21 protein-coding genes and 3 pseudogenes are annotated in these 25,538 nt (G+C 60.5%); 12 read left to right on the top strand and 12 right to left on the bottom strand.

Annotation, left to right across the window (positions count from 1 at the left end):
- Positions 1 to 172: 172 nt before the first annotated feature.
- Complete coding sequence (locus J2J98_RS12970) at positions 173 to 814, bottom strand: dihydrofolate reductase family protein (RefSeq protein ID WP_138393348.1); 642 nt, start codon at positions 812 to 814, stop codon at positions 173 to 175.
- Between the two features lie 88 nt (positions 815 to 902).
- On the opposite strand from J2J98_RS12970, the gene J2J98_RS12965 reads away from it, so the two are divergent.
- Positions 903 to 1,421, top strand: coding sequence for a winged helix-turn-helix transcriptional regulator (locus tag J2J98_RS12965; protein WP_138393349.1), 519 nt, complete (start codon positions 903 to 905; stop codon positions 1,419 to 1,421).
- Positions 1,422 to 1,762: 341 nt separating this feature from the next.
- On the opposite strand, the gene J2J98_RS12960 is transcribed toward J2J98_RS12965, so the two are convergent.
- On the bottom strand, positions 1,763 to 2,248 hold the full coding sequence (locus J2J98_RS12960; RefSeq protein ID WP_207601250.1) for an SRPBCC family protein: 486 nt from the start codon (positions 2,246 to 2,248) through the stop codon (positions 1,763 to 1,765).
- A gap of 499 nt (positions 2,249 to 2,747) precedes the next feature.
- Here J2J98_RS12960 and J2J98_RS12955 point away from each other — a divergent pair, with 499 nt between their 5' ends.
- The 3 genes and pseudogenes from J2J98_RS12955 (at position 2,748) to J2J98_RS12945 (ending at position 5,737) form a co-directional block, all read left to right on the top strand.
- The gene (locus tag J2J98_RS12955) at positions 2,748 to 3,419 is read left to right on the top strand and encodes a response regulator transcription factor (protein ID WP_064706099.1); all 672 of its coding nucleotides are present in this window, start codon (positions 2,748 to 2,750) and stop codon (positions 3,417 to 3,419) included.
- Positions 3,419 to 4,765, top strand: a pseudogene (locus tag J2J98_RS12950) (sensor histidine kinase). The gene J2J98_RS12955 and the pseudogene J2J98_RS12950 overlap by 1 nt, the downstream one beginning before the upstream one ends.
- Positions 4,766 to 4,801: 36 nt before the next feature.
- On the top strand, positions 4,802 to 5,737 hold the full coding sequence (locus tag J2J98_RS12945; RefSeq protein ID WP_246569365.1) for a DUF3313 domain-containing protein: 936 nt from the start codon (positions 4,802 to 4,804) through the stop codon (positions 5,735 to 5,737).
- Between the two features lie 107 nt (positions 5,738 to 5,844).
- On the opposite strand, the gene J2J98_RS12940 is transcribed toward J2J98_RS12945, so the two are convergent.
- Entirely contained in the window at positions 5,845 to 6,318 is a 474-nt protein-coding gene (locus J2J98_RS12940) for a BA14K family protein (RefSeq protein WP_207601248.1), read from the bottom strand.
- Positions 6,319 to 6,649: 331 nt separating this feature from the next.
- On the opposite strand from J2J98_RS12940, the gene J2J98_RS12935 reads away from it, so the two are divergent.
- Positions 6,650 to 7,555 (top strand): hypothetical protein, encoded by a 906-nt coding sequence (locus tag J2J98_RS12935; RefSeq protein ID WP_207603124.1) that lies wholly within the window; start codon positions 6,650 to 6,652, stop codon positions 7,553 to 7,555.
- Positions 7,556 to 7,613: 58 nt separating this feature from the next.
- Here the strand turns inward: J2J98_RS12935 and J2J98_RS12930 are convergent, their stop codons facing one another.
- The gene (locus tag J2J98_RS12930) at positions 7,614 to 7,829 is read right to left on the bottom strand and encodes a hypothetical protein (protein ID WP_207601247.1); all 216 of its coding nucleotides are present in this window, start codon (positions 7,827 to 7,829) and stop codon (positions 7,614 to 7,616) included.
- Positions 7,830 to 8,288: 459 nt separating this feature from the next.
- Positions 8,289 to 9,125, bottom strand: a complete 837-nt coding sequence (locus J2J98_RS12925) for an alpha/beta fold hydrolase (protein WP_064705358.1) — start codon at positions 9,123 to 9,125, stop codon at positions 8,289 to 8,291.
- 515 nt (positions 9,126 to 9,640) lie between these two features.
- On the opposite strand from J2J98_RS12925, the gene J2J98_RS12920 reads away from it, so the two are divergent.
- Positions 9,641 to 10,597 (top strand): S1C family serine protease, encoded by a 957-nt coding sequence (locus tag J2J98_RS12920; RefSeq protein ID WP_207601246.1) that lies wholly within the window; start codon positions 9,641 to 9,643, stop codon positions 10,595 to 10,597.
- A gap of 140 nt (positions 10,598 to 10,737) precedes the next feature.
- Here the strand turns inward: J2J98_RS12920 and dusA are convergent, their stop codons facing one another.
- From dusA to J2J98_RS12895, 5 genes are all read right to left on the bottom strand, one after another.
- Positions 10,738 to 11,739: a tRNA dihydrouridine(20/20a) synthase DusA gene (dusA, locus tag J2J98_RS12915; RefSeq protein ID WP_207601245.1), complete on the bottom strand. Its 1,002-nt coding sequence runs from the start codon at positions 11,737 to 11,739 to the stop codon at positions 10,738 to 10,740.
- Positions 11,740 to 11,920: 181 nt separating this feature from the next.
- A complete protein-coding gene (locus tag J2J98_RS12910) occupies positions 11,921 to 12,133 on the bottom strand; it encodes a cold-shock protein (RefSeq protein WP_003540801.1) in 213 nt (70 codons plus the stop codon).
- Positions 12,134 to 12,825: 692 nt separating this feature from the next.
- The gene (locus tag J2J98_RS12905; protein WP_207601244.1) at positions 12,826 to 13,293 is read right to left on the bottom strand and encodes a DUF3828 domain-containing protein; all 468 of its coding nucleotides are present in this window, start codon (positions 13,291 to 13,293) and stop codon (positions 12,826 to 12,828) included.
- A 224-nt stretch (positions 13,294 to 13,517) separates the two neighbouring features.
- Positions 13,518 to 16,811: a metal-binding protein gene (locus J2J98_RS12900; protein WP_207601243.1), complete on the bottom strand. Its 3,294-nt coding sequence runs from the start codon at positions 16,809 to 16,811 to the stop codon at positions 13,518 to 13,520.
- Positions 16,812 to 17,141: 330 nt separating this feature from the next.
- A complete protein-coding gene (locus J2J98_RS12895; protein WP_207601242.1) occupies positions 17,142 to 17,528 on the bottom strand; it encodes a GNAT family N-acetyltransferase in 387 nt (128 codons plus the stop codon).
- A gap of 781 nt (positions 17,529 to 18,309) precedes the next feature.
- On the opposite strand from J2J98_RS12895, the gene J2J98_RS12890 reads away from it, so the two are divergent.
- From J2J98_RS12890 to J2J98_RS12880, 3 genes are all read left to right on the top strand, one after another.
- Positions 18,310 to 19,032 (top strand): SOS response-associated peptidase, encoded by a 723-nt coding sequence (locus J2J98_RS12890; protein WP_207601241.1) that lies wholly within the window; start codon positions 18,310 to 18,312, stop codon positions 19,030 to 19,032.
- A 120-nt stretch (positions 19,033 to 19,152) separates the two neighbouring features.
- Positions 19,153 to 19,851 (top strand): hypothetical protein, encoded by a 699-nt coding sequence (locus J2J98_RS12885; protein WP_207601240.1) that lies wholly within the window; start codon positions 19,153 to 19,155, stop codon positions 19,849 to 19,851.
- Between the two features lie 279 nt (positions 19,852 to 20,130).
- Positions 20,131 to 20,796 (top strand): uracil-DNA glycosylase, encoded by a 666-nt coding sequence (locus J2J98_RS12880; protein WP_207601239.1) that lies wholly within the window; start codon positions 20,131 to 20,133, stop codon positions 20,794 to 20,796.
- Between the two features lie 3 nt (positions 20,797 to 20,799).
- Here the strand turns inward: J2J98_RS12880 and uvrB are convergent, their stop codons facing one another.
- Entirely contained in the window at positions 20,800 to 23,745 is a 2,946-nt protein-coding gene (uvrB, locus tag J2J98_RS12875) for an excinuclease ABC subunit UvrB (RefSeq protein WP_207601238.1), read from the bottom strand.
- A gap of 205 nt (positions 23,746 to 23,950) precedes the next feature.
- On the opposite strand from uvrB, the gene J2J98_RS12870 reads away from it, so the two are divergent.
- The 3 genes and pseudogenes from J2J98_RS12870 to J2J98_RS12860 all read left to right on the top strand — a co-directional run bounded on the left by J2J98_RS12870 (position 23,951) and on the right by J2J98_RS12860 (position 25,315).
- Positions 23,951 to 24,268, top strand: a complete 318-nt coding sequence (locus J2J98_RS12870) for a DUF982 domain-containing protein (RefSeq protein WP_311044293.1) — start codon at positions 23,951 to 23,953, stop codon at positions 24,266 to 24,268.
- A 125-nt stretch (positions 24,269 to 24,393) separates the two neighbouring features.
- Positions 24,394 to 24,782 (top strand): annotated as a pseudogene (locus J2J98_RS12865) (hypothetical protein).
- A 155-nt stretch (positions 24,783 to 24,937) separates the two neighbouring features.
- Entirely contained in the window at positions 24,938 to 25,315 is a 378-nt protein-coding gene (locus tag J2J98_RS12860) for a hypothetical protein (RefSeq protein ID WP_207601237.1), read from the top strand.
- 48 nt (positions 25,316 to 25,363) lie between these two features.
- Here J2J98_RS12860 and J2J98_RS12855 read toward each other — a convergent pair.
- A pseudogene (locus J2J98_RS12855) lies at positions 25,364 to 25,447 on the bottom strand (GFA family protein); the annotation flags it as partial.
- Positions 25,448 to 25,538: the final 91 nt, after the last annotated feature.

The raw sequence follows: 25,538 nt of genomic DNA, 5'->3' as shown, positions 1-25,538 counted from the left end.
ATCCGCACGGACGAGCGTCTGCTATAATGCGCGACCCCGGTCGGTGGGCCTGTCTCATCCCAGGGCACGTTCTCGCGCATATGCAGGACAGCCGGCTCGTCCTGGTGCCGGATGAGTGTGCTTCCGACGCCGCTTACGACGGAGAGGTGGCCGGATTGAACCGGCGGCGCGGTTATTTCGCCAGTACGATATGTGTGGCCTTTTCGCTGGCGACATGCTCGGTGACGCGGAAGCCCAGCGCAGGAAGATCGATGTCTGCAAACATCGCCTCGCCCTTGCCGAGCACGACGGGCGAGACGGCGAAATGCAGCTCGTCGATCAGACCTGCCTGCAGATATTGACGGACGGTCGCCACCCCGCCGCCGATCTTCACATCCTTATCGCCGGCCGCCGCCTTCGCCTGATCGAGCGCCTCATGAATGCCGCCGGTGACGAAATGGAAGGTGGTGCCGCCCTCCATGACGAGCGGTTCGCGTGGATAATGGGTGAGGATATAGGTGGGGGCGTGATAAGGCGGGTTCGGACCCCACCAGCCCTTCCAGGCATCGTCGGGCCACTCGCCGCGGATCGGGCCGAACATGTTGCGCCCGAGAATGAAGGCTCCGAAATTGGCCATGGCACGGGACGCATAATCCTCGTCGATGCCCGACGAACCATCGTCCTTGCCCATCATCGCGCGGAAGGTGCGTGTGTGGAAGAACCACTGAAACAGTTCCGGCCCTCGCTTTCCGAGCGGATCATTCAGGCTTTGCTCCGGCCCTGCGCCGAAACCATCCACAGAAACTGAAAATCCTGCGACACGCACCTTGGACATGCCTTCCTCCATCTGATTGCTATCTGAAACTAGTTGTGTTCTCTCACGAGTGCTCCTATTATGCAACTGGTTTTTACAGGAGACGCCAGTGGATATAGAATTGCGGTCCGGCTGCCCGATCAACCTGACGATGGAAGTGCTGGGCGACCGATGGAGTCTGATTATCATCCGCGACATCATGTTCGGCAACCGACGGCATTTCCGCGATCTGCTCAATCATTCGGAGGAGGGGATCGCCTCCAATATCTTGGCGGCCCGGCTGAAGCGGCTTCTTTCGCTCGGCTTCATCAGCAAGCGCGACGATCCGAGCCATAGCCAGAAAGCAATCTATAGCCTGACGGAGCCGGCGATCCAGCTCGTTCCGCTCTTCGCCATGATCGGCGCCTGGGGAAGGCGGCACCTGCCGGTGAGCGAGGATCTGAGCATTCGCGCGCAGCTTCTCGAAGAGGGCGGGCAGCCGCTCTGGGACGAATTCATGGAGGATCTCCGGCGAATCCACATCGCCGATCCGATCGGTGGGGCGAACGGAACTGTGACTTCGCCGGTGCTGGCGCGGCTGACGGCGGCGTTTCTGGAGGTGCGGGAGAGGATGGCGGCGGGGGCCTGACGGTGCGCTGACAAGAATGGCGAGCAGGAGCGGCCGAATGGACTATGAAACTGCGCATTGGGAGTGGAAGGGTTCGCGCCAAGGCGGTTAGAGGCGTGTCTGCATTTGGCGCTCGTAGGGTCCGCTCTCTGCCAGCGCTGGAGCGTTCAGCCAATGCGCTCGCTTCCGCGCCATCCTGATTACCCACAAAATGGGGTCAATATTCGCTGGCAGGTCGGCTACCGCGCCCACGCTCAGTGAACGTGAGCGGACTGATTGCCGCTCAACGCTAATCTATCAAGCCGATTCGTTCGTCCAAAGCGGCCTCCAAATAGAGCCTTGAATATCAAGTCCGCAGTCAATCAGTCGTCCGTGAACGCTAGGTAGTGTGCCTTTTGTGAGGGGTAATAATCCTCGAAGGACGGCAGCGTCTTGCCTTCGCGTGCGGCGACCAGCATGTCGAGATAGTACTCCCAGCCCGGCGCTATGTCGCCCGCGGCTTTCCGGTCGCTCAGGGGCTGCACGAAGCGCAACTCCGTCTTGTCGTTCGTCTGTGTCAACGTCAGCTCGATGCGCCACTCGCCGTAGTCGTCCTTCATCGTTACGACCAGACGCCGAGGTGCCTCGCACTCCTCGATCATCAAGTTCGTCCACGGTTGACCTTTTTCATAACGCAATTGCAGGCGCACGACCTTTCCTGGGCCGGAGTCGCCTTCCCAGCCACCGAACCAGAGCGCGGTGTGTTTGGAACTCGTCAGGCTTGTCCATACGTCATCAATGGGGGCGCGAAATGTACGCTTCAGGATGAGGTCGTTTCCACGAATGTAGCCCGTAGGATCGGGAGTCATGCCGCCTCCTTCTTCTCCTTATCGCAAGTTGCGAGCTCAAAGCGAACGCCGCAGGCGAACCATAAACGTCAAAACGGTTCTCGGTCTAGTGGGCACGCCTGCGTGGGCATTCCTGATCAATTCACCTTGCGAGCTCCAAATTGCCAGCAAACTATCGACAGCCTTTGTCCACGAGGGGATGGCGCAATTAAAATGCCCCATCGCCTTATCGGAAATGGGAATGAATGACCGCCAGTGGCGCATGAATAGTCTCCGCATCTTTACCTCACGAACAATAGAACCAGCGGCCCGGCCAGCAGGCTGGCGAGGATGAAGGCGGAGAGGAGGTAGGTTTCGAGGATGCGGAGGATGGATTTGAGGTGGGGCATCTTTGTCGTCCTGACTTGTGATGCCCGATCCTCCAGCGCAACAATTGCAGCAGCATGACCTGCTGCCTTTCAAGTTCCGCAATGTTGCTGCAACCCTTGCGGCCGAAACCGGGCGCAAGGAATGGTGGGCGATGCGGATTCTGTTGATCGAGGATGAGAGGGAACTGGCCGGGGCGCTGTCTGTGGCGCTTGGTAAGCATGGGATCGTAACCGACCACACGCTGCATCTGGGCGATGCCGTTGAGCTGACGCGGCAGAACCACTATGACGCGATCCTGCTCGACCGGCGCCTGCCCGATGGCGAGGGGCTGCGCTTCATTCCTGAGCTCAGGCGCACGGGCAAGGACACCCCGATTATCGTGCTGACGGCGCTGAATGAGCCGAAGCAGCGGGTGGAAGGGTTAGATCTCGGCGCCGACGATTATCTCGGCAAGCCGTTTCTGGTCGAGGAGCTCATGGCGCGGCTGAGGGCCGTGCTACGCCGCTCACCAAACCTCTCGGAGCTCAAGATCACTGCCGGGCGTATGGTAATCGACCCGCTGCATCTGAGCGTTGCCGTCGGCGATGTGCCGCTCGATCTGCCCCGGCGCGAGCTTCTGGTGCTCGCGGCCCTCGCCAAGCGCAAGGAGAAGACCGTTCTGCGCTCGACGTTGGAGGCGGCGGTCTACAATTATGAAGAAGAAATCCAGTCGAACGCGCTTGACGCGCACATATCGCGGCTGCGCAAGCGACTTTCCGATGCCGGTGCCGGGGTTTCGATCCACAACATTCGCGGCGTCGGCTATCTCCTTAGGGAAGAGTGATGACCGGGACAGGAAACGCCAATCCCTCGCTCTGGTGGCGGCTCAGCTGGCAACTGAGCCTCGTCTTCGTCGCCGTGGTGACGGCCGTCATCATAGGGCTCTGCTTCTACGCCGCGTCAATCCTCTCGCCGAATGTCGCATTGGAGGACCATATCACCGCCGTGCTGGCTCCGGCCGTTGCGCTCGATTCCGAATGACGGCTTGAAATAGAGGATACGCCGGAACTTGAAGCGCTCAAGCAACAGTATGACGGGCTGTGGTATGTCGCTGCCACGACGAACGGTTCTTTTGTCTCCTACGGCGCCATCCCCGCGGCCTATAGTGAACTTGCACGTTTGACTCATTTGTTCGAAGGGGCCGATGTCAGGGGATCGGACGGCACGGAAGAGATCGCTTCGGTCGAGAGCGTCGAGACCGCGATCGGTCAGCTGCGGGTGCTCTTCGGCGGTGTCGCCGACAAGGGCTGGCCTGTCTTTATGCTGATGGGAATCGCTTATCCGATCTATATCCCACTCCTCGCCATCGCCTTGCCCGCGGTTTTTCTCGCCGTTCCCAGGATCGTAGGGCGAGGCCTCGCCAGTGTCAGCGAGGCCGCTCGCAAGGCATCGGAGATCGAACCGCGCCGCTACCATGCGCGCCTGCCGCTGGATGGCATTCCGAGGGAGGTCGCTCCGCTGGTGATCGCATTCAACGAGGCGCTCGACCGGCTGGAAAACGAGCACCGCAAACGGCAGCACTTCCTGATCGATGCGGCGCACGAGCTGAGAACGCCGATTGCGATCATGCAGACGCGGATCGACGGAACAGCGGAGGGGCAGGACCGGCGGCGATTGCTCGACGACGTCGCGCGTCTCGCCGAGACGGCCGAACAACTGCTCGACTTCGAGCGCAACGACCAGGCGACAGATCTGCGTGAGACCGTCGATCTCGTCGCAATCGCCCGTGGTGTAGTGGCCGATCTTGCGCCGCTTGCAATCGGCGGCGGCTACCAGATCTCGTTCCAGAGTGAGGTCGCGAGCCTGAAACGCCAGGGCAGTCCTTCGGCACTGCCGCGGGCGGTCAGCAATCTGGTGCGCAATGCAATCGACCATGGCGGCGGCAGCGGCATGATTACGGTGTCGGTGTCGGCTGCCGGCGGCGGGCGGATCAGCGTCGCAGATGAGGGGCCGGGCATTGCTGCCGAGCACCGGGAACTAGTGTTCGAGCCCTTCTACCGCGTCACCCCTAAGAGCAAGGGGGCGGGGCTCGGCCTCAGCCTCGTCAAGCAGATCGTGCTGAACCATGGCGGCGAGGTTTATATCGAGAGCCGTGCTGCCGGCACCGAGGTGGCGATCCGGCTCGGATAAGCCTGTTCCGACGGCCTGCGCTTCGGGAAAGATGTAATGCTGCGGCAATTCTTGGCCGCCAGTTTCACCGGCAATCATCGGCGACGGAGGCCAGACAGCGTGCGCAGCAATCGATCAATTTCATTTTTCTCAAAACCGGTTTCCAGAGCTTTTTCCCTGGCCCTGCCGCTGGCGCTTGCCGTGGCTGCGGCCGGCTGCAGCTCGGTCCCGCTCAAGGAGAGCGGGACGTTGACATCATACTCACATCTCGGCCCCGCAAAGGGCAAGCTGTCGAAATCGCGCGTCTATGTCGATGGTCTCAGTCTCGCTCCGATAAAGACGGTCGCAATCGAGCCGACAAGTTTCGCCTTCAGCGCCGCGACGCGTGTCAAGTCGCCTGCCGACCGGGCGATGGTCTCCAATGCGCTCGACCGGGCACTCTGCATTTCGCTCAGCGACAGGTACCAGATGGTGGCGCCAGGCCAGCAGGCGGATCTGACGATCCGCTCAGTTGTCACCGACATCGTGCCGACCAACAAGACGATGGCGGGCGTTTCGACCGTGGTGACCGTCGGCACCGGCTTAGCGCTGCCGGTGGGCGTGCCGCGGCTGCCGGTCGGCCTCGGCGGGCTGGCGGTGGAGGCCGAGGCCGTGGACAAATCGGGTGCGCAGCGCGCGGCGATGGTCTGGGCGCGGGGCGCGAACTCGCTGCAGAACAACCCGCGCGTTTCCGAGGTGGGTGACGCTTACGGCCTTGCCGCGAAATTCAGCAGCGACTTTTCCCGCATGCTGGTTTCGGGCAAGGAGCCGAAGGGATTGGACCTTCGGCTTCCCTCGCGCCAGCGGATGAAATCCTGGCTCGGCGGAAAACCGAAATATGTCGCCTGCGATGCCTTTGGTCGCGAGCCAGGGCTGGTCGGGGCGGTGGCGGCCAAATACGGCGCGCCGCCGCAATGGACCGAGAAGAAGCCGAAGCCGGCGGCTGCCAATTGACCGAGCGCTCGGCCGATATTGCGGAGTAACGGCGAAACACTCGACGTGGTCATCTCGCATCAAGAAGCCCCGCATCTTCATGCGGGGCGACCGGGTTCGGGATCGGATTAGCGGCACTGACGGCGCGGGCCGTAGTACGGCTGATAGGTGTTGTCCCAGGCGCGGTAGGACCGATAGCGGCTATAGCAATATTCGGCATGGGAGCTGTAGGCGCGCGGCTGCGAAGCAATGATGCCGCCGATGATGGCGCCTGCCGCAAGGCCACCTATGATAGCGCCGGTATTGTCGTGGCGCCGCCACCTGCGGTCATAGCGGCGGTCCCAGCCATAGCGGTCGCCCCGATAATAGTGGCGGTCGCGATAGTAGCGCCGGTTACCGTAATATCTGCGGCGATCGCCGTAGCGGGAGCAGACAATCGAGAACCTGCTGCAACCGACGGTCATGATCCGGGCATCAGTATTTGCCGGCGCCGGCTCGGCCCCCGATTGAACCGGGTTGGGCACAAAAGCCGGGCCTGCCGCAGCGGGCGTTCCGGAGAAGGCCGTCGCTATCGACAAGGCAATGACGGCGAGCCTGTTCATGTCATTCACCTAAAGTCACGCATGCGGCTGAGATAACGCGGATCTTGGAAAAAGTTCATTCTGGAACGGGAGGACGCGGATCTATGTGCGTCTTCGCTAACGCAAGCGGGCTCTGCGGCCGGGACGCCCAGGCAGTCTCGCACGCGGCAGGGGTCCTTGCCCGCGCCGGAGGGGTGATCGAGGAAGAACTACTGACTCTCGGCCAATGACGTCCAACCGTGCCGGAATTCGGCAAGAAGTTCAAATTGCAAGTAGATACTAAACTGGTTCTTATGGAACCGGTGCTTCAATGCCTGACATCGGTGTCATCCTCAATGTCAGAAAGACTACCATGCAGCTCTCCAGAATTATCGGCCTTCTCTGTCTGTCCACGACGCTGGCGCTTGCGCCCCTCAACATCGTCTTTACCGATACTTCACCTGCCTTCGCAAAGGGCGGTGGTGGCGGCGGCAACGGCGGCGGTGGCGGTGGCGGCGGTGGCGGCGGCGGCAATGGTGGCGGGAATGGAGGCGGAAATGGAGGCGGAAATGGCGGCGGCAGCCATAGCAGCGGCGGCGGAAAGGGAAACTCCAGCTCACGAGGAAAGGCTGAAAACGGCAGCAACTCAAATAAGTCCACCGGCAAGACAGGCAAGGCAAATACGACCAAGCAGGCTGTGACCACGAAGGGCGCTGCCAAGAAGACGGCTGCCGTCAAAGCGCCCGCTGAAAAAAAGGTGGCGAAGAAACCTGCGGCGCAGCTTGCCGGTCTCAATTCCTTGAAGCGTAATTTCCATGCGCTTATGAAGACGGCGGATCCGCGCATGTCTGCGATCGCGGCGTTCAGTACCGCTTACGCTCAATATGAGCTGACCAACGGCGTTGCTCCGCCAGCCGACGATCCGCTCCTCGGTGATGCGGCGCTGTCGGCAGCGCTTGCTGCCGCGACCAAGACAGGCACGGTCACTCCGGAAGCTCTGGGCTGGGCAAAGGATACACTCGGCGTCGGAACGGCTGTTGGCACGATTGACCGGATGCGGGAGACCATAGCGGCGCAGGCGGTGGAGACCCCTGCAACGGAAACCGAGACCGGCGATACCGTTGCTGGGAGCGAGACGACAGATCCCGCGGCGACTGCGGAAACACCGGAGGCCGACACCGACAGCACAGAAGAAGTATCCGGAACGACCGAGTCCGACCCGACTATCGATCCAACCGAAACCTCGGCAGCGACGAGCACAGAGGCGAACGGCCTCTGAGGCACCGGGCCAAATCGATCGTGAAGAGGATCAAGGGGGTAGGGTCTAATGCGCGCCATCAGACTCGCTTGCCGCCGGCAAGCAGGCGAAGCTGGTCTTCATCATGCACACCCTGCCGATAAAGCTCAATGATCAAGGCGCCGAGACGTTCGGCTTGTCCGCCTGATCTGTCAATATCGAGCCCGCTGCACAGGGCTTCATGCACACGCCTGCAAATATCGAGATCTTCGGAGGCGAGTGGTTCGTCACGCGTGCTGAACAGCTTGTCTGACATCGCAATCAGCCCCTTGGATGCCGTGAATCGCTATTGTGCAAGAAGATAATTTCGCAGCCTTTGCTCTGCAAGATGGGCGAACGTCCGAAATCAAAACAATATGAGACCCGCGGCAAGACGCGGACCGGGAGCAGTTGAAACCGATGGCGCCTCGGCCTGACGGAAGGCGTGAGCAGATCTATTTGACCGCGGGATCCTTGCCGCCTTGCTGCGACAGGCGCAGTTCTTTCAGCCGTTTGGTTTTTTCCCGCCGAGCCCGCTGCTCCGCCTCGATGGTTTCCTTTGCGGCTCGCTCGGTATTTTCGAAACGGTCCTGCCGGTAAGCCTTTGATGAGGGTTCACGTTCTCTTTTCATGGCCGCTAAACGCAAATCGACGAAAACGGTTTCATGATAAAACGGTTTTTGCCGGAAGCGGCGCAGTCGGCGGGCACCTCGTCAGCGCCCGACGAGAGGTAGGATCAGCCCTTGATAAAGGCCAGGATGTCGGGGTTTATGATATCGGCATGCGTCGTGCACATGCCGTGCGGGAATTTCTCATAGACCTTGAGCGTAGCATTCTGCAGGAGCTTGGACGAAAGCAGCGCGGAGTCGGCGATCGGCACGATCTGGTCGTCGTCGCCATGCATGACCAGGGTCGGCACGGTGATGATCTTCAGGTCCTCGGTGAAGTCGGTTTCCGAGAAGGCCTTGATACCGTCGTAATGCGCCTTGGCGCCCCCGATCATACCTTGACGCCACCAATTGTTGATAACCGGCTCCGAAACTTTCGCACCCGGCCGGTTAAAGCTGTAGAACGGACCGGCCGGCAGATCATGATAGAACTGGGCGCGGTTGGCCGCGAGCTGCCTGCGCAGGTCGTCGAAGACTTCGATCGGCAGGCCGCCGGGGTTGGCTTCGGTTTTCACCATAATGGGCGGTACGGCGCCGATAATGACGAGCTTGGCGACCCGGCCTTGCGGCTGGCCGTGGCGGGCGACATAGTGGGTCGCCTCGCCGCCGCCGGTGGAATGGCCGACATGGACGGTGTTCCTGAGATCGAGATGCTCGACGACGGCTGCGGCGTCGGCGGCATAATGATCCATGTCATGGCCGTCGCCGACTTGGGTCGAGCGACCGTGGCCACGCCGATCATGGGCAACGACGCGATAGCCCTTATCGAGAAAGTACAGCATCTGCGCGTCCCAGTCGTCGGAGCTCAACGGCCAGCCGTGATGGAACATGATAGGCTGGGCGCTCTTCGGCCCCCAATCCTTATAGAAAATCTCAACGCCGTCCTTGGTTGTGACTGTGTTCATCTCATGGCTCCTGGGGGTTGGGTGGATTGAAAATACTGCTACAAGTGGGATGGGCAGCGACGGGAGCGCTGTGACGTCTTGGGGTTGGAATGGAATGATGATGTACTTATTGAATGCCCCGTTTTATTCTATTGATATAACAGAATTTTGCATGATCGTTTGCTACGACGCTCGGTGCCCCTTTTACCGGTCAATGCGAGGCTTGCCCGGCTGCTGCGCGCCGCAACATTCCTGATCCCGAACCTCGGCTGCTGGTTTTCCTTGGCCGGTTCGTCATGGCGCAGTGAAGGCGGCGGAGCTAATGAGCCACTTTATTCCTGTTGGTTCAATCTATACGTTCGGCTAGGTGTGGTTCGCTTCCATCATGTTGTGCCGGATACAGCGCGCTGGCGCTCACTTGAACGTTGATCAACAGCCAACCATCTAATCCTTGACAACAACTCCACTAGCGACGATCGCAACCGCGATCGCTTCGCCAGCGGCTGGATGACCATCCGCCGCCCGAGGATCAGATCATGGGTTACATGGACAAGGACATAACGCCCCAGAACGACGGGGCGCTGATCGATGGCTATTCGCAATCGATCGCAGCAGCAGTCGACACGGTCGGCCCGGCAGTCAGCCGGATCGAGCGGGTCGGAAGCAGGCAGGGGCACGGGTCCGGCTTTGCCGTCTCGCCCGACGGCCTGATCATTACCAACAGCCATGTCGTCGACGACGCCAAGGTCGTTCGCATCACGACGCCGGACGGATTCATCACCGAAGGCCGGGTGCTCGGGCGGGATGTCGATACCGATATCGCTCTTATTCGCGCCAATGCCAGCACCGGGGCCTGGGCGAGGCTCGGAGATTCCCAGCGTCTGCGCAGGGGCCATATCGCGATCGCGATCGGAAACCCGCTGGGCTTTGAATGGACCGTCACTGCCGGCATCATCTCGGCGCTCGGCCGGTCGATGCGGGCGGCGAGCGGCCGGCTGATGGAGGATGTCATCCAGACCGATGCCGCACTCAATCCCGGCAATTCGGGCGGGCCGCTGGTATCTTCCAGCGGCGAGGTCATCGGCGTCAACACGGCTGTCATCCAAGGCGCACAGAGCATCGCCTTTGCCGTTGCATCGAACACGGCCAATTTCGTGGTGTCGGAGATTCTTCGTTACGGCCAGGTCAGGCGCGCCTTCATAGGTATATCAGGCGATACGATCGTGCTGCCGCGCAGGGTAGCGCTTGCGGCGGGTACGGTTCAGACGACTTCCGTTCGCATCCGGCGTGTCGAACCGGAAGGCCCGGCGGCGAAGGGCGGGCTGCAGGAGGGCGATTACATCCTCGCCATCGACGCCAACCCAGTCGGCGGCGTTGACGATATCGTCAGGTTGATGGATGGCAGCAGGATCGGCAAAGAGACGGAGATTATGGTGTTCTCAGTGGCCGGCCGGATCGAGAAGAAGGTATTGCTGCCGATGCCGCGGTCATGATGATCATTGCCATGGAGAGTTGCGGGCGGCCGCGACTTACCGAATGAGCGCGTGACCGCGACTGGCCATCCCAGAAGACGCGCTCTACGGCGCCGGCATGGCTTACATGCTTTGCGAAAGCAGAGCCCACGTCCCTTACGTCAGGCGCTGACCGCGTGCGGCTCCATTCCGGAAAAATCCACCGCCGCAAAGGCGGCCGCCAGCACTTCCGGTCCGGCGCCGCTTTTTGCCGCGTCGGTGGAGAGGATCTGGCGATAGCGCCGTGAACCGGGCAGGCCGGTGAAGAGGCCGACCATGTGGCGGGCCACGTGCTGCAGCCGGCCGCCGGCGGCGATATGGCTCTCGGCATAGGCCATCATCCGGTCGCACAGAGTCTGCCAGTCGGGTTCGGCCACCGGCGCGCCGAAGAAGCGGCGGTCGACGTCGGAAAGTATCGCGGCATTCTGATAGGCGGCCCGGCCGAGCATGACACCATCAACATGGGCGAGATGAGTTTCGGCCTCGTCGAGCGTGCGGACGCCGCCGTTGATGCCGATGAACACATCGGGCCAGCGCTGTTTCATCCGGTAGACGATCTCGTAGTCGAGCGGCGGGATCTCGCGGTTCTCTTTCGGGCTCAAGCCCTTCAGCCAGGCCTTGCGCGCATGGATCCAGATCGCGTCGGCGCCGGCATCGAGCACGCGACCAATAAGTGCTGGCAGGGCCTCTTCCGGCTCCTGCTGGTCGACGCCGATCCGGCATTTCACCGTCACGGGCACGGTCGCGACCGCCTTCATTGCCGCGACGCATTCGGCCACCGTCTCCGGCGTCAGCATCAGGCATGCGCCGAAGGTACCCGATTGCACACGGTCGGAGGGGCAGCCGACATTGAGGTTGATTTCGTCATAGCCATAGGGTTCGGCGAGCTTCACCGCCTCGCCGAGTTTGGCCGGGTCAGAACCGCCGAGCTGCAGCGCAAGCGGATGCTCGGCGGCGTCATGGCCGAGCAGGCGTTCCCGCGGTCCGTGGATGATCGCGTCAGCCACCACCATCTCGGTATAAAGCAGCGCCTGGCGGCTGATCTGGCGGTGGAAATAGCGGCAATGCCGATCCGTCCAGTCGATCATCGGTGCCACCGCGAATATCGGCCTCTTAGCAGTCATCGACGGTCCATTGTTCCTTGTAGCCGTTGCGCCTCAATGCCGGCGCTGCATCGCCCGTCGGACGAGATCATCATTAGGGGCGCATATAACACCTGGCCGTGCGATCGACAAATACAAGCGCCGCAACAAAAACGGCGCCCCTTTCGGAGCGCCGTTCCTGCCGCCGAAGCGATAATCTAGCTTACGAAGCCGAGATGTTGACAGCCTTCGGGCCCTTGCCCATGCGGTCCGGCTCGGTGTCGAAGGTAACCTGCTGGCCTTCGCGCAGCGACTGGATGCCAGAAGCCTGCAGCGCAGAAATGTGGACGAAAACGTCCTTTGCGCCGCCGTCCGGCGTGATGAAACCAAAACCCTTGTCCTGGTTGAAGAATTTTACGGTGCCTTTGGTGGCCATTGGGAGCGTCCTTTTCCCTTAGTCTGTGTAGTATCCGCGCCCCCGAGAGGAAGCGGACGGCTTTAGCTTTCGCCCCGAATCGTTGGGACGAAGGGTCAGTCGGAGAAGTCACGTACGGGGAAAGAACGTCTACGCAGGCGGGTATTCCCGCGCCCCTTCCGTGAAGGAAGAGATACCACATCAGTCCAGTCACCGGCATGCAAATGCCCGAGTAGGTGGATTGGTGCCATCATTTCGGTCAAAAGGCAAGCGACATTATTGTGGCATGGCCATTGTCGTGACAGGAAATGCCGAAGATTCAGATACTTGACGAAAACTTAGCAGATCGTTGCGCCGATGTGCCATAGCGGGATTCCGTGTCGAAACGGGATGAGGCGCGCTTCAGGTGGCCGCGCATGGATTTTGCGGAGCTGCGGTCGGAGCGCAGGCCATATCAATCAGCCCTCATGGTGAAGAGGATCGCAGAGCCTGCCTCCGGTGTTCCGGGCGCCGTTATTGCTCCGCCCTCATCGCGAGATGCGTAGCCTTAGGGCGAAGCCTCGAAGGACGGGGGCGGCCACCGGTGCCATTGCCTTTGATTCTGCAGAGGGGCTGTGCGGATTGCAGGTAAGGAGTTGTGCGCCCACCCTTGTGGTTCGAGACGCCCCCTTGGGTCTCCTCACGATGAGGGCTCTCTTCTGGCGCCTGCCGTTTTACTGCGCATCCCCGAGCAGTGCACTCAGGCTCCAGGGATTATCGCCCTGCTGATCGGCGATGTCGTCGACCTTCCAGCCGCCATGCTCGCGCACCAAGCTGTAGAAGAGCGTCACCTCCTTGCCGTTGTCGAACTGTACTTCCACCTCGGCCTTGTCGTCCAACAGGATCGGCTGTCCGATCCTAACATTGCTTGCCTCCCCGTCCTGGCCCGCAATAACGGGATCGAAATCGACCGCGCCGACATCGCCCTCGGGCGTGTTGTCGAGATCGGCCTGGAGAAGCTTGTTCAGATGGTCTGAAAAGAAGATCGAATAGGGCGAGGGCGCTTCGGCATCGCTCCTGTCGGTGTCGTAGCTGTAAAGCGCCTTGAGCAGCGCCTTCGGCGTCTTGTAGGTCTCCGCCAAGGCGGGCAGGGCCGCGAACGCCGAGATAGCAAGGCCGAGGATGATGATGGGTAGACGCATGCAGGCTCTCCTCCGATGAGCAGAGAATGATAGTCGAAACAAGCATCGAGGTGGAGCGGGATTTTCTGCGGTGGCCGACGTCGCCGGCGGCCTAGCCATCCCCGCCGGTCCTTTCAGCAATCGCCTGGAAATTACCGCCGGTGGGGCTTGCGGGACCGCAAGCCCCACCGGCGCTGAAAGTCGATCATGACGCATCTCGGCGCCCGGCAACGATCCTGCCGCGATTAGATCAAAGCGTCGTGCAGCAGGCTGGAAGACGACAGCTCGAAGACGTCCTTCACAGCCAGCGTGAAATCGTGGCTGGTAGTGTTTCCGGCCGCGTCATAGGCTTCGGCCGTGAAGGTCAGACTGTGGGTGCTTTCGTAGTCGATCGCGGCCTTCATCTGGATCTTGTTGCCGACGAGCTTGAAGATGCCGTCGGCATCATCGGTCAGCCGCCACTTCACCGCGCCGCCTTCCGGATCGACGGCGGAGAGAAGGCCGACCGAGGTGCCGATCGCGACATTCTCGGAGATCGAGCTGCGCGAGAAGGAGAGCTTGATCGGCGCCTGGTTGACCGGTGCCTCGTTCACGTCGAGGACGCTGATCGTGATGTCCTTTTCGACGGTCACTTTCCCATCGGAGACGGCCACCTTGATCGTGTGCGACTTGGCCGTCTCGTAGTCCAGCGCCTTCGAGGTGACGACGCGGTTGCCTTTTATCCGGAAGTGATCGCCCGCGCCGTCGAGCAGCGTGTATGTGAGGGGATCGCCGTCAGCATCCTTGGCGCTGAGCAGACCGACCGTGGTCCAGATCGGCGTGTCCTCGGACAGGGCGGTTTTCGACAGCTGGATATTGGTCGGTTCAGAGTTGTTGGGTTTGAAGGTCTCAGTGGCGAAATCATAGATGCCATCGGCAAAACGCGCGAGTTCGATGTTACGCAGCGTATCCATGCCCTCCTGCTCGCTCGTCAGGATGTGATCGCCATTGTCCAGCGCGAAGGAATAGTTGGCGAAATTGCCGGAGAAGACGGCAGTGTCATCTCCGGCGCTGCCGTCGAAAATGTCGTTGCCGCCAGTGCCTGTAAAGACGTCATTGCCGCCACCGGTCCTGACGTCGATGCCGAAAACGGTGCCGCTGATGGAGGCCGAGCGGTTTGCCAGTTCGTCTGATAGATCCGCATGGGCGGAGTCAGCCAATCTCAAGGAGATGACCTCGCCCTCAGAGGCTGGTCCATTGGAAACGACGATCTGCTCGAAACCTTCGAACTGAGCGGCGGAACCTACAGCATAGGCTCCCAGCGTAGCCAAGATTTCGAAATTCTTGACCGTAAGCCCGACAAGAATGCCGGCTTGCAGCGTATCGATGTCGGCGCCGCCGTCGATCGTTCCTGAGGAGGTAAAGTTGGCTCCGGTGATGTTGACCGTATCGTTGCCGCTGCCCGCTTCAATATCGAAGAGTTCAACGTGGGTGCGCAAGTCGCCATCGGTTATAGTATCGTCGCCTGCGCCGCTTTTGATGATGTCGTTGCCGGCAGCGGTATAGATCCAGTCGTTACCAGCGCCACTGTCAAAGATGTCGTTGCCAGCGGCGCCTTGAAGGTCGTCGTTACCGCTGCCGGTCTTGACGTCGATGCTGGACCCGTTGCCAACGATGTAGGCAGAGCGGCTTCCCAGCTCGTCGAAAAGATCAGCATGCGCACTGTCCGCCAATACCAAATTAACGCTATAGTCTTCGTGGTCTGGTTCGTTGTCGACGACGATCCTGTCAAAGCTCTCGAATTGCGCTGCGGTACCAACCACGTTGGCTAGACGCGTTTCAAGGATTTCGAAGTGTTGGATCATTATGCCAGTAAGGTTATAGGCCTGCAGCGTGTCCGTGCCGGCGCCACCGTCGACTATTCCTGAATTCTCGAAGTCGTTGGCATTGGCCAATGTTACGGTATCATTGCCGTCGCCCGCGTCGATCTTGAAGACTTCCGTGTCGGCGTAAAAGTCATTGCCATCAACGATCGTATCATCGCCTGCGCCGCCCGTGATGACGTCGTTGCCGATATCGTCATAGATTTTGTCGTTGCCTTCGCCACCAGTCAACTCGTCGTTGCCAGCATGGCCGTAGAGCGTATCGTTGCCGGCGTTGCCGTCAAAAATGTCGTCGCCGTCGGTCCCAGTCAGTTGGTCGTCGCCGCTGCCGGTCGCAACGTCGATACCAGATACGGTTCCCGTGACGTAGACCTCACGGGTCGCCAGCTCGTCGGAGAGATCGGCATGAGCACCGTCCGTCAAAGTCAAGGAGATGTGGTAGGCCGGATCGTCATAGGTGATAATCCTGTCGAAGCTTTCGAACTGGGCAGCCGAACCGGAAATGTCGCCCCCCTGCGTTTCAAGGGTCTCGAAATTCTGGATCGTCAGACCGGTCAGATTGTAGGCTTGCAAGATGTCGTCGCCGGCGCCGCCGTCGATTGTTCCGGTGTCATCCTGAGCAGCGTAACCATTGTCCAGAGTCACGATGTCGTTGCCGTCGCCCGCATCTATAGCGAAGACTTCGGTGTCCGGGTAAAAATAATCGCCGTCGAGGATCGTGTCGTCGCCCGCTCCGCCCTCGATGACGTCGTTCCCGACGCCGCCGTAGATTTGGTCGTTACCTTCGCCGCCGATCAACTGATCATTTCCGGCATTGCCGCGGAACGTGTCGTCGCCGGCGCCGCCGTCGAAGATGTCGTTACCATCGGTGCCATCGAACCGGTCATTACCGCCTCCGGTGGCTACGTCAATGCCGGAGGCCGTGCCGCTGATGTGGACCCGGCGGACTGCCAGTTCATCGGAGAGGTCGGCATGAGCGCCATCCGTCAAGGTCAAGTCGATGATAAAATCGTCGTAGGCCGGATTCTCGCGGACGACGATCTTGTCGAAGCTTTCGAATTGCGCTGCTGATCCGGCAAGCGCTCCTCCCGCTTCGAGGATTTCAACGTTCTGAATCGTAAGATTGGCAAGGTGGGTCCAGGGGGAAAGCGTATCGATCCCTTCGCCGCCATTGATTGTGCCGGTCAGCGTTCCGTCGTTCGACCCCAGAATTATCTTGTCCTCACCTTCCCCCGCGTCGATCGTCGTTGCCGGTATGGTGGTGGAATAGTAGTAATCGGCTATCGTGTCGTTGCCAGCGCCGCCGTTGATTGTGTCGTTGCCGGTGCCGCCGTCCAGCGTGTCGTTGCCGTCGCCGCCATTAATCGTATCATTACCGGTGTCGCCGAAGATCGTGTCCTCGCCGGCACCGCCGCTCAGCGTGTCTGTGCCGCCGCCACCCGATATAGTGTCGTTGCCGGCCCCGGTTGTGATCGCATTGTCGCCGTTCAATCCCGTCACGTTTGCGGAGACCGAGCCGAGTTCATCCGCCAGATTTGCCGTGCCGCTACCTGAGACGACGAGAGTGACTGAATCGAGAGGGTTTTCAGCGGAATAGCGGATGACGTCGTACGTTTCGAACTGAGCGCCGCTCTTGGTGATCGATGCACCGTTCGTGTCCAGAATATTCAGGGCCATATCAACTTTCCAAAAGATGCGTTGTACTCTGTAAAACGAGAAATCTTCAGAAGAACTGTTCTTGCTTGTTCAACGGACGACAACCCTTTGGGGATCTATGTCAATCCGCAACTGGATTTTCAATGGAGAATTGTGTATTTTAAGGCGTTTTGAACGAAAAACTAAGCTTTAACATTGTGTTATAGCTCGAATTAGAGAACTCTTCGCCGTATTTTAGTCTTTTAAATTATAGTAGATTCGCGTAATGGCTGTGGAAACTCGGCCTTGAACCCGGCTCTCTGCTGTCCCGGTTGTGCGCCGCTGTTCGGATGCTTGCAGCGCGGTTCCGCTTTACGCGAGCTCGATGAGTCCTGCTTCGGTGGGCCTGAAGCCGCAGCCGCTGTAGAAGCCGGTGAGGTGCGGTTCGAAATTGACATGCAGCCATTCGGCGCCGCGCTCTCGGGCGAGCTCCGTTGCTAGGCGGACCATGCGTGTCGCGATGCCTTGTCTCTGCATGTCCGGATGGACCGATGTATCGACGAGGAAGGCATGGATGCCGCCATCCCAGGCGACATTGACAAAGCCGACGAGCCTGTCGTCGCAATAAGCGCCGATATGGGCGAGGCTGCGGGAGAGGATGGCCGCGAAATCCCGGCTGTGCCAGCTGCCCCAGGCGGCGGAAAAGAGGGCGTTCAGTTCGCTGGTGGCGGGGAAGGGGTCTGTACGCAGTTCCAGCATTGGAGATTGCCTTCCTTCAGCGGGTCTGGACGCCTTTCCATCGCGGATGGGCGTCGCGGCCTCATTCCGTGACGACGACGAGCCGGCCATCGCGGCGTTCGCGGACTCAGCCGCGGAGCGCAGGCCGATTCTGGACAGAAGGGTCTTGAACATGGGCCGATGTCCCCGAGTGGTGATGTCCGCAGAGGTCGGTGCCGGCAGCGGCCCCAGGCAGGCCGAAAGGGTGAGGATCCATGAACCGGATCGAATGAAAGCCATGTCACCCGAAGCCGGCCGCACCTGAAATTAGGGCATGGAAGTTGCGGATCAATGACGGGCAGGTTCCCTCCACATCCTGTGTCGTCAGCGGCCTCGCCCAAACGTCTTGCAGAGATCCGGGCTGTCCAAGTTTTGGCATGCTCCTCCCATGGCCGTATGGCATTCAGTCATTCGCCGCGCGGACGCACGCGCCGGCTGGATTCCTGTGACAAGGACAGAAGTGACGGAGGACAAGGTAGTGTCCGCCAGCTGCAATCCATCACCCGCAACGCTCCCAACTCCAGCGCCGGCAGCAGCGTCTTGGAGGTTTGAAGGTCTCGGCGAAAGCGGGAAACGCGGTGAGCACGGACTGGCAAGGGCGGCAGGCGCGTGCGAGCTTCTTCTGGCGGCGAGGAAATCCATGGCCGTGTCCCAGACATCAGCGGCGGGCATTCCCGCGGGGGCGCAACTGAGGCTATGTTGACACCCTCCTTCTCCGGAACATAATCAGAACATCTAATGTTTCACCGGCAGAGAGGTTTCCATGTGCGGACGCATATACGTCAAGACCTCGCTTGAAGAACTGATCAGCAATTTCCCATTTGCGGTCAGGGGCGGGGATATTGACGAGCTGGGAAATCGCTTTCCCCGATGGAATGGCGCGCCGTCGTTGGATTACCCCATCATCATCAGGGACGTCGTGCGCGAGCCGGACATGGTAGGGCCCATCTTCGTGTCGGCACGCTGGGACCTGCTGCCCTCCTGGGCCAAGCCCGGGGGCCGCCCGCCGCCGGTCAATGTCCGCTGCGAGAGCATCGCTTCCAGTGGCGTGTTTCGCGCGGCATACCGCTCGCGCCGGTGCCTGGTGCCGATTAACGGCTTCTTCGAGTGGAAGGACATTCATGGCACGGGCAAGAACAAGCAGCCCTATGCGATCGCGATGAAGGACGGCTCTGCCTTCGCGCTCGCCGGCATCTGGGAAAGCTGGAAAGATGAGAACGGCATCTCGATGCGCAACTTCGCCTTCGTCACCTGCGAGCCGAACGAGATGATGGCTGAGATCCATGACCGCATGCCCGTCATCCTGCATCGCGAGGATTATGAACGCTGGCTGTCGCCGGAGCCGGATCCGAACGATCTGATGAGGCCTTTCCCGGCCGAGCTGATGACGATATGGACGATCGGACGGGGCGTCGGCTCGCCCAGGAATGACGGGCCCGAGATCCTCGAGGAAGTCGAGGACGATCCGGAGCCGGCGCTGCTCTAGGGCAAGCCAGGCAAGGGGTGGCGGTCTTGCCTCCGGAATTGCTCTCATTTTCACCGGCTCGGGCGGGAGCCCTTCAGGAAACCATGCGGCAAACACATCCTCACGAGGAGAGGACAACGCATGCAAGACGATGTCGGAACGCTGTTAAGGTCGTTCCTCAACAATGCCCTTCGCAGACAGACGCAGCGCCGGATCCGGGACTTCGGCGGCTATGAGATCGGCAAACGCCGAAAGCCTGATGTCATCGATGCGATCGCCAACGAGGTAGCAGCATTCCTCTGCACCTATCTCAACATCAATGCGAACGGCCTGCCGGCGAAGATGGAAGCAGTAGCTTCCGCCATCGCCCGGGCGCTGCGGAACGTCTCCGATGAACTCGCCTACAGGCTGACCTGGCGCGACGACCAGGCGTGGAGAACCGTGTGCGAGGCCGTCGCCGTTTTCCTGGAAGCCTGTATGGAGTTCGACCCGAAGACCTATGACGGGTCGCTGACGGCGCGATCGAACTATAACGGCTGGAAGGACTGGGAGGTGATTGTCAGCGGCGAGAGGCCAAGAGGCAAATGGCGCCACGCCTGGAAGGAAAAACCGGGCGACGATTTCATCGGCTTCGACGGCGAAACCTGCATGGGGCGGATCTTCAAGATCAATCTCACCGGCTCCGACGAGCGCTGGTACTGGCTGCTCGCCGCCGACGGCAGCCCGCGCCGCGGCTGGCCGGCGGCGGGGTACGAGGCGAGTGCCAGGAGTGCGGCCTGTCGGGTGGAGCGGATTTATTTTGCGCTGGTGAAGGGAGAGGCGAGGATTGTGTATAGGTGAGGAGGAAAGTGGGAGAGGGCGGTTGTCCATCAGGATCGGTTGGCTGAGGTCGCTCGCCCCGCGCTGTCGGGTATGGTAGGACCGACCGAGTAATTACCAGCAATGTATTCACGTACGGACGCGATTGAGTTGCCAGGTGAGTTATTGCATTTGGTGCCTAAAGGGGCACGGCCACCGTTCACAGATATCAGAAGAGCTTGGAGCGGAAATCCTGTCTTGGCAGCTGTCGCGGAACGAGCGTGGATCCATAGGCGAACTATTTGGTTGGGAACAAATCAAATGGGCCAGGTTGAGACCTTCGTAGAGCGGATCGCAGCTGTAAAGCTGGAGAACTGCTTCAATCCTTATGCAGATACATGTGAGATATTTGATCGACGATCAGCACCTTTAATCAGACGACAGAATTTGCTGCGCATCCTGTGCGCGTTGGGCGCTGCCGGTGAGATTGATGTCTGGGTGGGTCGGGATTTGGGCTATAGGGGCGGTAGAAGGACAGGTCTTGCTCTCACCGACGAACATAGTTTGGAACTCTATGCTTTCCACCTTAAAGTTTTTTCGCTCGAGCGATCCACGCATGGTCCTCCGGTGAAAGAGAGAACGGCGGCGAGCGTGTATCGAGTGCTCACCGCCGTGAACATACCGATCCTGACGTGGAATGTATTTCCTCTACATCCTCACGAAAGTGGCAAGCCGATGTCAAATCGCCAGCACACTCGCTCTGAAGCGGAACTGGGATTTAGTTTTCTGGAGGAACTCTGCACTTCGTTCCCGGTGAGAAATCTCATTGCTATCGGCAATGACGCTGCCGTCTGGACGCAGCGTTTGGCACCTCGAAATCTTTGTGTGCGTCACCCCAGTTACGGGGGGCAGACAATTTTCCTGAAGCAGATGAACGAGATTTATGGACAGCGCATAGAGAGCTACGGTCAAGGGGGAGCGATCTAAGCCTCAACGCCCCGGCCGCCCGGTCTTCCCCTTTGTCCGCCCCTTGCGCTTCTGCTCGCCCGGCTCCTCATAGCTCCCGGCGCCAACCCGGCCGCGAACCACCGGCCTGACGCCGTCGTCGCGTTCCGGCTGGCCTTCGAGCAGCGGTGAGAACCGCTTCGTGCCCTTGGCGGCGTCCGGCTTCTCCGGCACGTGGCCGATCACCGGTTTTTCCGTGCGGCCGACGGTCATTTCGTCGAGCGTGTTGCGGCGGAAGAGGCTCTTGCCTTCTCGGGCGGGGGTGGCGACGTGGCGGCCCATTTCGTCGAGGGCGGGTTTTTGGAAGAGGGAGGTGGAGGGTGTGACGCCCCCCTCTGTCCTGCCGGACATCTCCCCCACAAGGGGGGAGATTGATTTGCCGCGGCCTTTTGCTTCCATCGACTTGGCTTCCTCCCGCGCCATCGGGTCGTCCATAACGGCCAACTCGGCAGCCTTGAGGCGTTTGATTTCGTCGCGCAGACGGGCGGCTTTTTCGAAGTCGAGGTCGGCGGCGGCCTCGCGCATGCTCTTTTCGAGTGCGTTGAGATGGGCCTGGAGGTTGTTGCCGACGAGGTTGCCGCCGTCGGCGAAGCCTTTGCCGGAGACGCCCGAGATGTCGGCGCGGACGTGGTCGCGCTCGTAGACGCTGTCGAGGATGTCGGAGATCTTGGCCTTGACGGATTCCGGCGTGATCCCGTTTTCGAGGTTATAGGCCATCTGCTTTTCGCGGCGGCGCGCGGTCTCGTCCATGGCGCGCTGCATGGAGCCGGTGATCTGATCGGCATAGAGGATGACCTTGCCGTCGACGTTTCGCGCGGCGCGGCCGATCGTCTGGATCAGCGACGTCTCGGAGCGCAGGAAGCCTTCCTTGTCGGCGTCGAGGATGGCGACGAAGCCGCATTCGGGAATGTCGAGGCCCTCGCGCAGCAGGTTGATGCCGACCAGCACGTCGAAGGCGCCGAGGCGCAGGTCGCGGATGATCTCGATGCGCTCCAGCGTGTCGATATCCGAGTGCATGTAGCGCACGCGCACGCCCTGCTCATGCAGATATTCGGTCAGGTCCTCGGCCATGCGCTTGGTCAGCACGGTGCACAGCGTGCGGTAGCCCTTGGCCGCGGTCTCCCGGATCTCGCCGAGCACGTCGTCGACCTGGGTGCGGGCCGAACGGACTTCGACCGGCGGGTCGATCAGGCCCGTCGGGCGGATGACCTGTTCGGCGAAGACGCCGCCTGATTGTTCCATCTCCCAGCTGCCTGGTGTGGCCGAAACGGCGATCGTGTCGGGGCGCATGGCGTCCCATTCCTCGAAGCGCAGCGGCCGGTTGTCCATGCAGGAGGGCAGCCGGAAACCGTATTCGGCCAGCGTCGCCTTGCGGCGGAAGTCGCCGCGATACATGCCGCCGATCTGCGGCACGGTGACATGGCTCTCGTCGATGAAGACGATGGCGTTGTCGGGGATATATTCGAACAGCGTCGGCGGCGGATCGCCGGGATCGCGGCCGGTGAGATAGCGCGAATAGTTCTCGATGCCCTGGCAGGAGCCTGTGGCTTCCAGCATCTCGATATCGTAGCGGGTGCGCTGCTCCAGGCGCTGGGCCTCCAGCAGGCGGCCGGCCTTCTCAAGCTCGGCGAGGCGCAGCCGCAGCTCCTCCTTGATCGCCTTGATGGCGCCGTTCAGCGTCGGGCGCGGGGTGACATAGTGCGAATTGGCGTAGATCTTCACCGATTTCAGGTCGCCGGTCTTCTGGCCGGTCAGCGGGTCGAATTCGGTGATGGCGTCGATCTCGTCGCCGAACATCGAGATGCGCCAGGCGGCATCCTCGAGGTGGGCAGGGAAGATTTCGATCGTATCGCCGCGCACGCGGAAGGAGCCGCGGGTGAAATCCATGTCGCGGCGTTTATATTGCTGGGCGACGAGATCGGCCAGCAGCTGGCGCTGGTCCAGCCGGTCGCCAACCGACATCTGGAAGGTCATCGCCGTATAGGTCTCGACCGAGCCGATACCGTAGATGCAGGAGACCGAGGCGACGATGATGCAATCGTCGCGTTCGAGCAGCGAGCGCGTTGCCGAGTGGCGCATGCGGTCGATCTGCTCGTTGATCGAGCTTTCCTTCTCGATATAGGTGTCGGAGCGCGGCACATAGGCTTCCGGCTGGTAGTAATCGTAATAGGAAACGAAATATTCCACCGCATTGTCGGGGAAGAAGTTCTTGAATTCGGAATAGAGCTGGGCGGCCAGCGTTTTGTTCGGCGCCAGGATGACAGCCGGGCGCTGCGTCTCCTCGATCACCTTGGCCATGGTGAAGGTCTTGCCCGAGCCAGTGACGCCGAGCAGCACTTGGCTGCGCTCGCCGCTCTGCAGGCCCTCGACGAGGTCGCGGATCGCCGTCGGCTGGTCGCCGGCCGGCTTGTATTCCGAAGCCATGCGGATGGTGATGCCGCCTTCGGATTTGTCCGGGCGGGCAGGGCGGTGCGGCGTCCAGATCTTGCCGTTCTTGTGCAGCGGGTTGCCGCTTTCGATCAGCTTCGACAGCGCCTCCACCGTGGCGGTGACGCCGCCAGGCGCCAAACTGCCGGCATCCTCCAACGAGATGTCGAGGCCGGCCACCGGGTTGAGACCGGCGGCGGCCCGCGTCTTCGGGTCGGAGGAACCGCCGATCGAGACGCCGCGGGCCGTCTTGCCGACGGTCGCCTTCTTGTTGACGCTGACGGCCTCCGAATGCTTGCGCGCCGCGTTCTCCACCTTCTTCCGGTGCTTGCCAGCCTTGGAGGCAATCTCACGCTGGCTCTCGACGCCGGATGCTTCGGCATCGGCCTCAAGCTGCCTCACCCAATCGGCGACGGAGCCGGAGAGCGGGGCGCCTTCGAAGGACGATTGCGGGGCTTCCTCGAAACCATTCGAGGGCGAAGATTTTTTCGGAGATCTGGCCATGGCGCGAATATGGAGAGAGTCAGCGCGAAAGGGAAGAGGCAAAGAGTACAAAAGGGAAACGAATGAATCATTCGGATTGGCTCAACAATTCTTATGGCGGCGGCCGGAGCGCCCGTCTTGCCATTCGACGCCTCCGCGGAGCCACAGGGCCTTCCTTCGGTCCGCACTGGAACCGGCATCGGCCTTCAGCAGTTAGTCCTATGTCATCTCAGCGTCAGGTGCGACTGCCATTAGCGACCATTCCGCCTTCTGGAAAAAACCGATCTCTATCGATCTTGATACCGGCGAACGGCTGGTTCTCCGCTCACCGCAGGATGCGCTTTACGCACTCGTCACCGACTGGCCGGTGAATGGCGGCGTCCATCAGCAGAGGGCGATCGACTTCTGCCGTGCCTGGCTTGCCGGACGCATGCCGGCTGAAACGGTGCGGCAGGCTTTTATCCTTGCGGCGCTGGAAGCTGGCGTCTCGATCAATGATGATGGGGAAGGGGGTGCAAATTCCTCTTCAGATCGTCCGGTATAGATGGATTGACGCGGCCACATGCGCGGCGTCGACAATGTCTACTTTCATGTATTGCAAATATTGTTCCCGTTGTGTTTGTAGAATTCGCAGCGTTGTCGCGCTCGATTCTTTGGAGATTCATCTGAATGAAAATAAAAGTCCTTGCTTGCGCAGCCCTGCTGATGCTGGCGGGCTGCAACGCCCCCGTTTCGCAATCCGTTGCAGATTCCCAGCGTCCTCCCTCCAGTGACATCAGGCAGAACTTCATCGATATCGTATTCAAGAGAAGTTATAGACACGAAGCGGGCGAAGTCGTCTGGGCGCGGATTTCAAGCGTGGTGCTGCTCGAGCCCGAGAAGAAGATCTATGCTTATTGTGTGCGGGTGGTGCCCAAGCGCAGCTGGGGCGACTGGGCCTATCTCGGCGTCTCCTTTACGGAAGGCCAAATCCTCGGCGCAAGGCGAATGACTATCGTTGCAAGGACAAGCGGCTGCGCTACTACCCGTTTCCTGAGCTGACCGGCATGAAGACCTGACGCAGGACAAGGGCTTCGGCCGCGTCGCCGTTCAAGAGCTCGTTGAGCCGCGGCTCGGATCTGCGCGGCCTGAGAGGGTGGAGCCGCGAAGCACAGGCTTATACCAGCTTCTTTAAATCCCATCTGTCGACCATTGATAAAGCGAGATCAACTGAATGAAGTTTAGATCCCTTGCTTACGCTGCCCTGATGGCTCAGGCGGGCTGCCAAGCTCCGGCACCGCAATCAGTAGCAGATTCGCAGCGCCCGCCGTCCAGCTCCGTCCGACACGAGTACGTCGACGCTCTGCGGGGAACGATTAAGCCGGGGAACTTCGTAAAGGCCGAGATTTCCAGCGTGGTTCTGCTTAATCCGGAAAAGCAGATGTATGCCTATTGCACGCGCACGACGGAACGCAGCAACCCGAACTGGTCCTATATCGGCCTGGGCTTGCAACACGACATGATACTGCACCTAAGAAGGAACGATGATCGCTGCCACGATAAGCGACTGCGGTACTATGATTTTCCGGAACTGCGGAACATGAAGTACTAGGCAGACGCGGGACATTTGCCGGCCTCGCCAGCTACCGTCCGGGCGCCGTCAAAACCAGCGATCCCTCACACAGCGGCCGTCGGAAGGAATATCACTGGACGTGTCCAATCCATCGAAATGGTCGATCGGCAGCGAGCTTAGGGCGCGCGAGCCATCGATTCCTTAAAAGCATGGTCCGCAGCCTTGATCCATCTCCGGCAATGCATGCCCCGCGGATAAAAGT

The sequence above is a fragment of the Rhizobium bangladeshense genome, from assembly GCF_017357245.1.
Lineage (GTDB): Bacteria > Pseudomonadota > Alphaproteobacteria > Rhizobiales > Rhizobiaceae > Rhizobium > Rhizobium bangladeshense.
The sequence above is the reverse complement of the archived record's forward strand: the minus strand, read 5'-3'. Positions and strand labels throughout refer to the sequence as shown.

Excerpts from the sequence above, each read along its gene's own strand:
- J2J98_RS12945 (WP_246569365.1), top strand. The coding sequence starts at position 4,802 with ATGCTGCGGCAATTCTTGGCCGCCAGTTTCACCGGCAATCATCGGCGA.
- J2J98_RS12940 (WP_207601248.1), bottom strand. The coding sequence starts at position 6,318 with ATGAACAGGCTCGCCGTCATTGCCTTGTCGATAGCGACGGCCTTCTCC.
- J2J98_RS12890 (WP_207601241.1), top strand. The coding sequence starts at position 18,310 with ATGTGCGGACGCATATACGTCAAGACCTCGCTTGAAGAACTGATCAGC.
- J2J98_RS12895 (WP_207601242.1), bottom strand. The coding sequence starts at position 17,528 with ATGCTGGAACTGCGTACAGACCCCTTCCCCGCCACCAGCGAACTGAAC.
- J2J98_RS12910 (WP_003540801.1), bottom strand. The coding sequence starts at position 12,133 with ATGGCCACCAAAGGCACCGTAAAATTCTTCAACCAGGACAAGGGTTTT.
- J2J98_RS12960 (WP_207601250.1), bottom strand. The coding sequence starts at position 2,248 with ATGACTCCCGATCCTACGGGCTACATTCGTGGAAACGACCTCATCCTG.
- J2J98_RS12885 (WP_207601240.1), top strand. The coding sequence starts at position 19,153 with ATGCAAGACGATGTCGGAACGCTGTTAAGGTCGTTCCTCAACAATGCC.
- J2J98_RS12925 (WP_064705358.1), bottom strand. The coding sequence starts at position 9,125 with ATGAACACAGTCACAACCAAGGACGGCGTTGAGATTTTCTATAAGGAT.
- J2J98_RS12955 (WP_064706099.1), top strand. The coding sequence starts at position 2,748 with ATGCGGATTCTGTTGATCGAGGATGAGAGGGAACTGGCCGGGGCGCTG.
- J2J98_RS12935 (WP_207603124.1), top strand. The coding sequence starts at position 6,650 with ATGCAGCTCTCCAGAATTATCGGCCTTCTCTGTCTGTCCACGACGCTG.
- J2J98_RS12880 (WP_207601239.1), top strand. The coding sequence starts at position 20,131 with ATGGGCCAGGTTGAGACCTTCGTAGAGCGGATCGCAGCTGTAAAGCTG.
- J2J98_RS12930 (WP_207601247.1), bottom strand. The coding sequence starts at position 7,829 with ATGTCAGACAAGCTGTTCAGCACGCGTGACGAACCACTCGCCTCCGAA.
- J2J98_RS12970 (WP_138393348.1), bottom strand. The coding sequence starts at position 814 with ATGTCCAAGGTGCGTGTCGCAGGATTTTCAGTTTCTGTGGATGGTTTC.
- uvrB (WP_207601238.1), bottom strand. The coding sequence starts at position 23,745 with ATGGCCAGATCTCCGAAAAAATCTTCGCCCTCGAATGGTTTCGAGGAA.
- J2J98_RS12905 (WP_207601244.1), bottom strand. The coding sequence starts at position 13,293 with ATGCGTCTACCCATCATCATCCTCGGCCTTGCTATCTCGGCGTTCGCG.
- J2J98_RS12900 (WP_207601243.1), bottom strand. The coding sequence starts at position 16,811 with ATGGCCCTGAATATTCTGGACACGAACGGTGCATCGATCACCAAGAGC.
- J2J98_RS12860 (WP_207601237.1), top strand. The coding sequence starts at position 24,938 with ATGAAGTTTAGATCCCTTGCTTACGCTGCCCTGATGGCTCAGGCGGGC.
- dusA (WP_207601245.1), bottom strand. The coding sequence starts at position 11,739 with ATGACTGCTAAGAGGCCGATATTCGCGGTGGCACCGATGATCGACTGG.
- J2J98_RS12920 (WP_207601246.1), top strand. The coding sequence starts at position 9,641 with ATGGGTTACATGGACAAGGACATAACGCCCCAGAACGACGGGGCGCTG.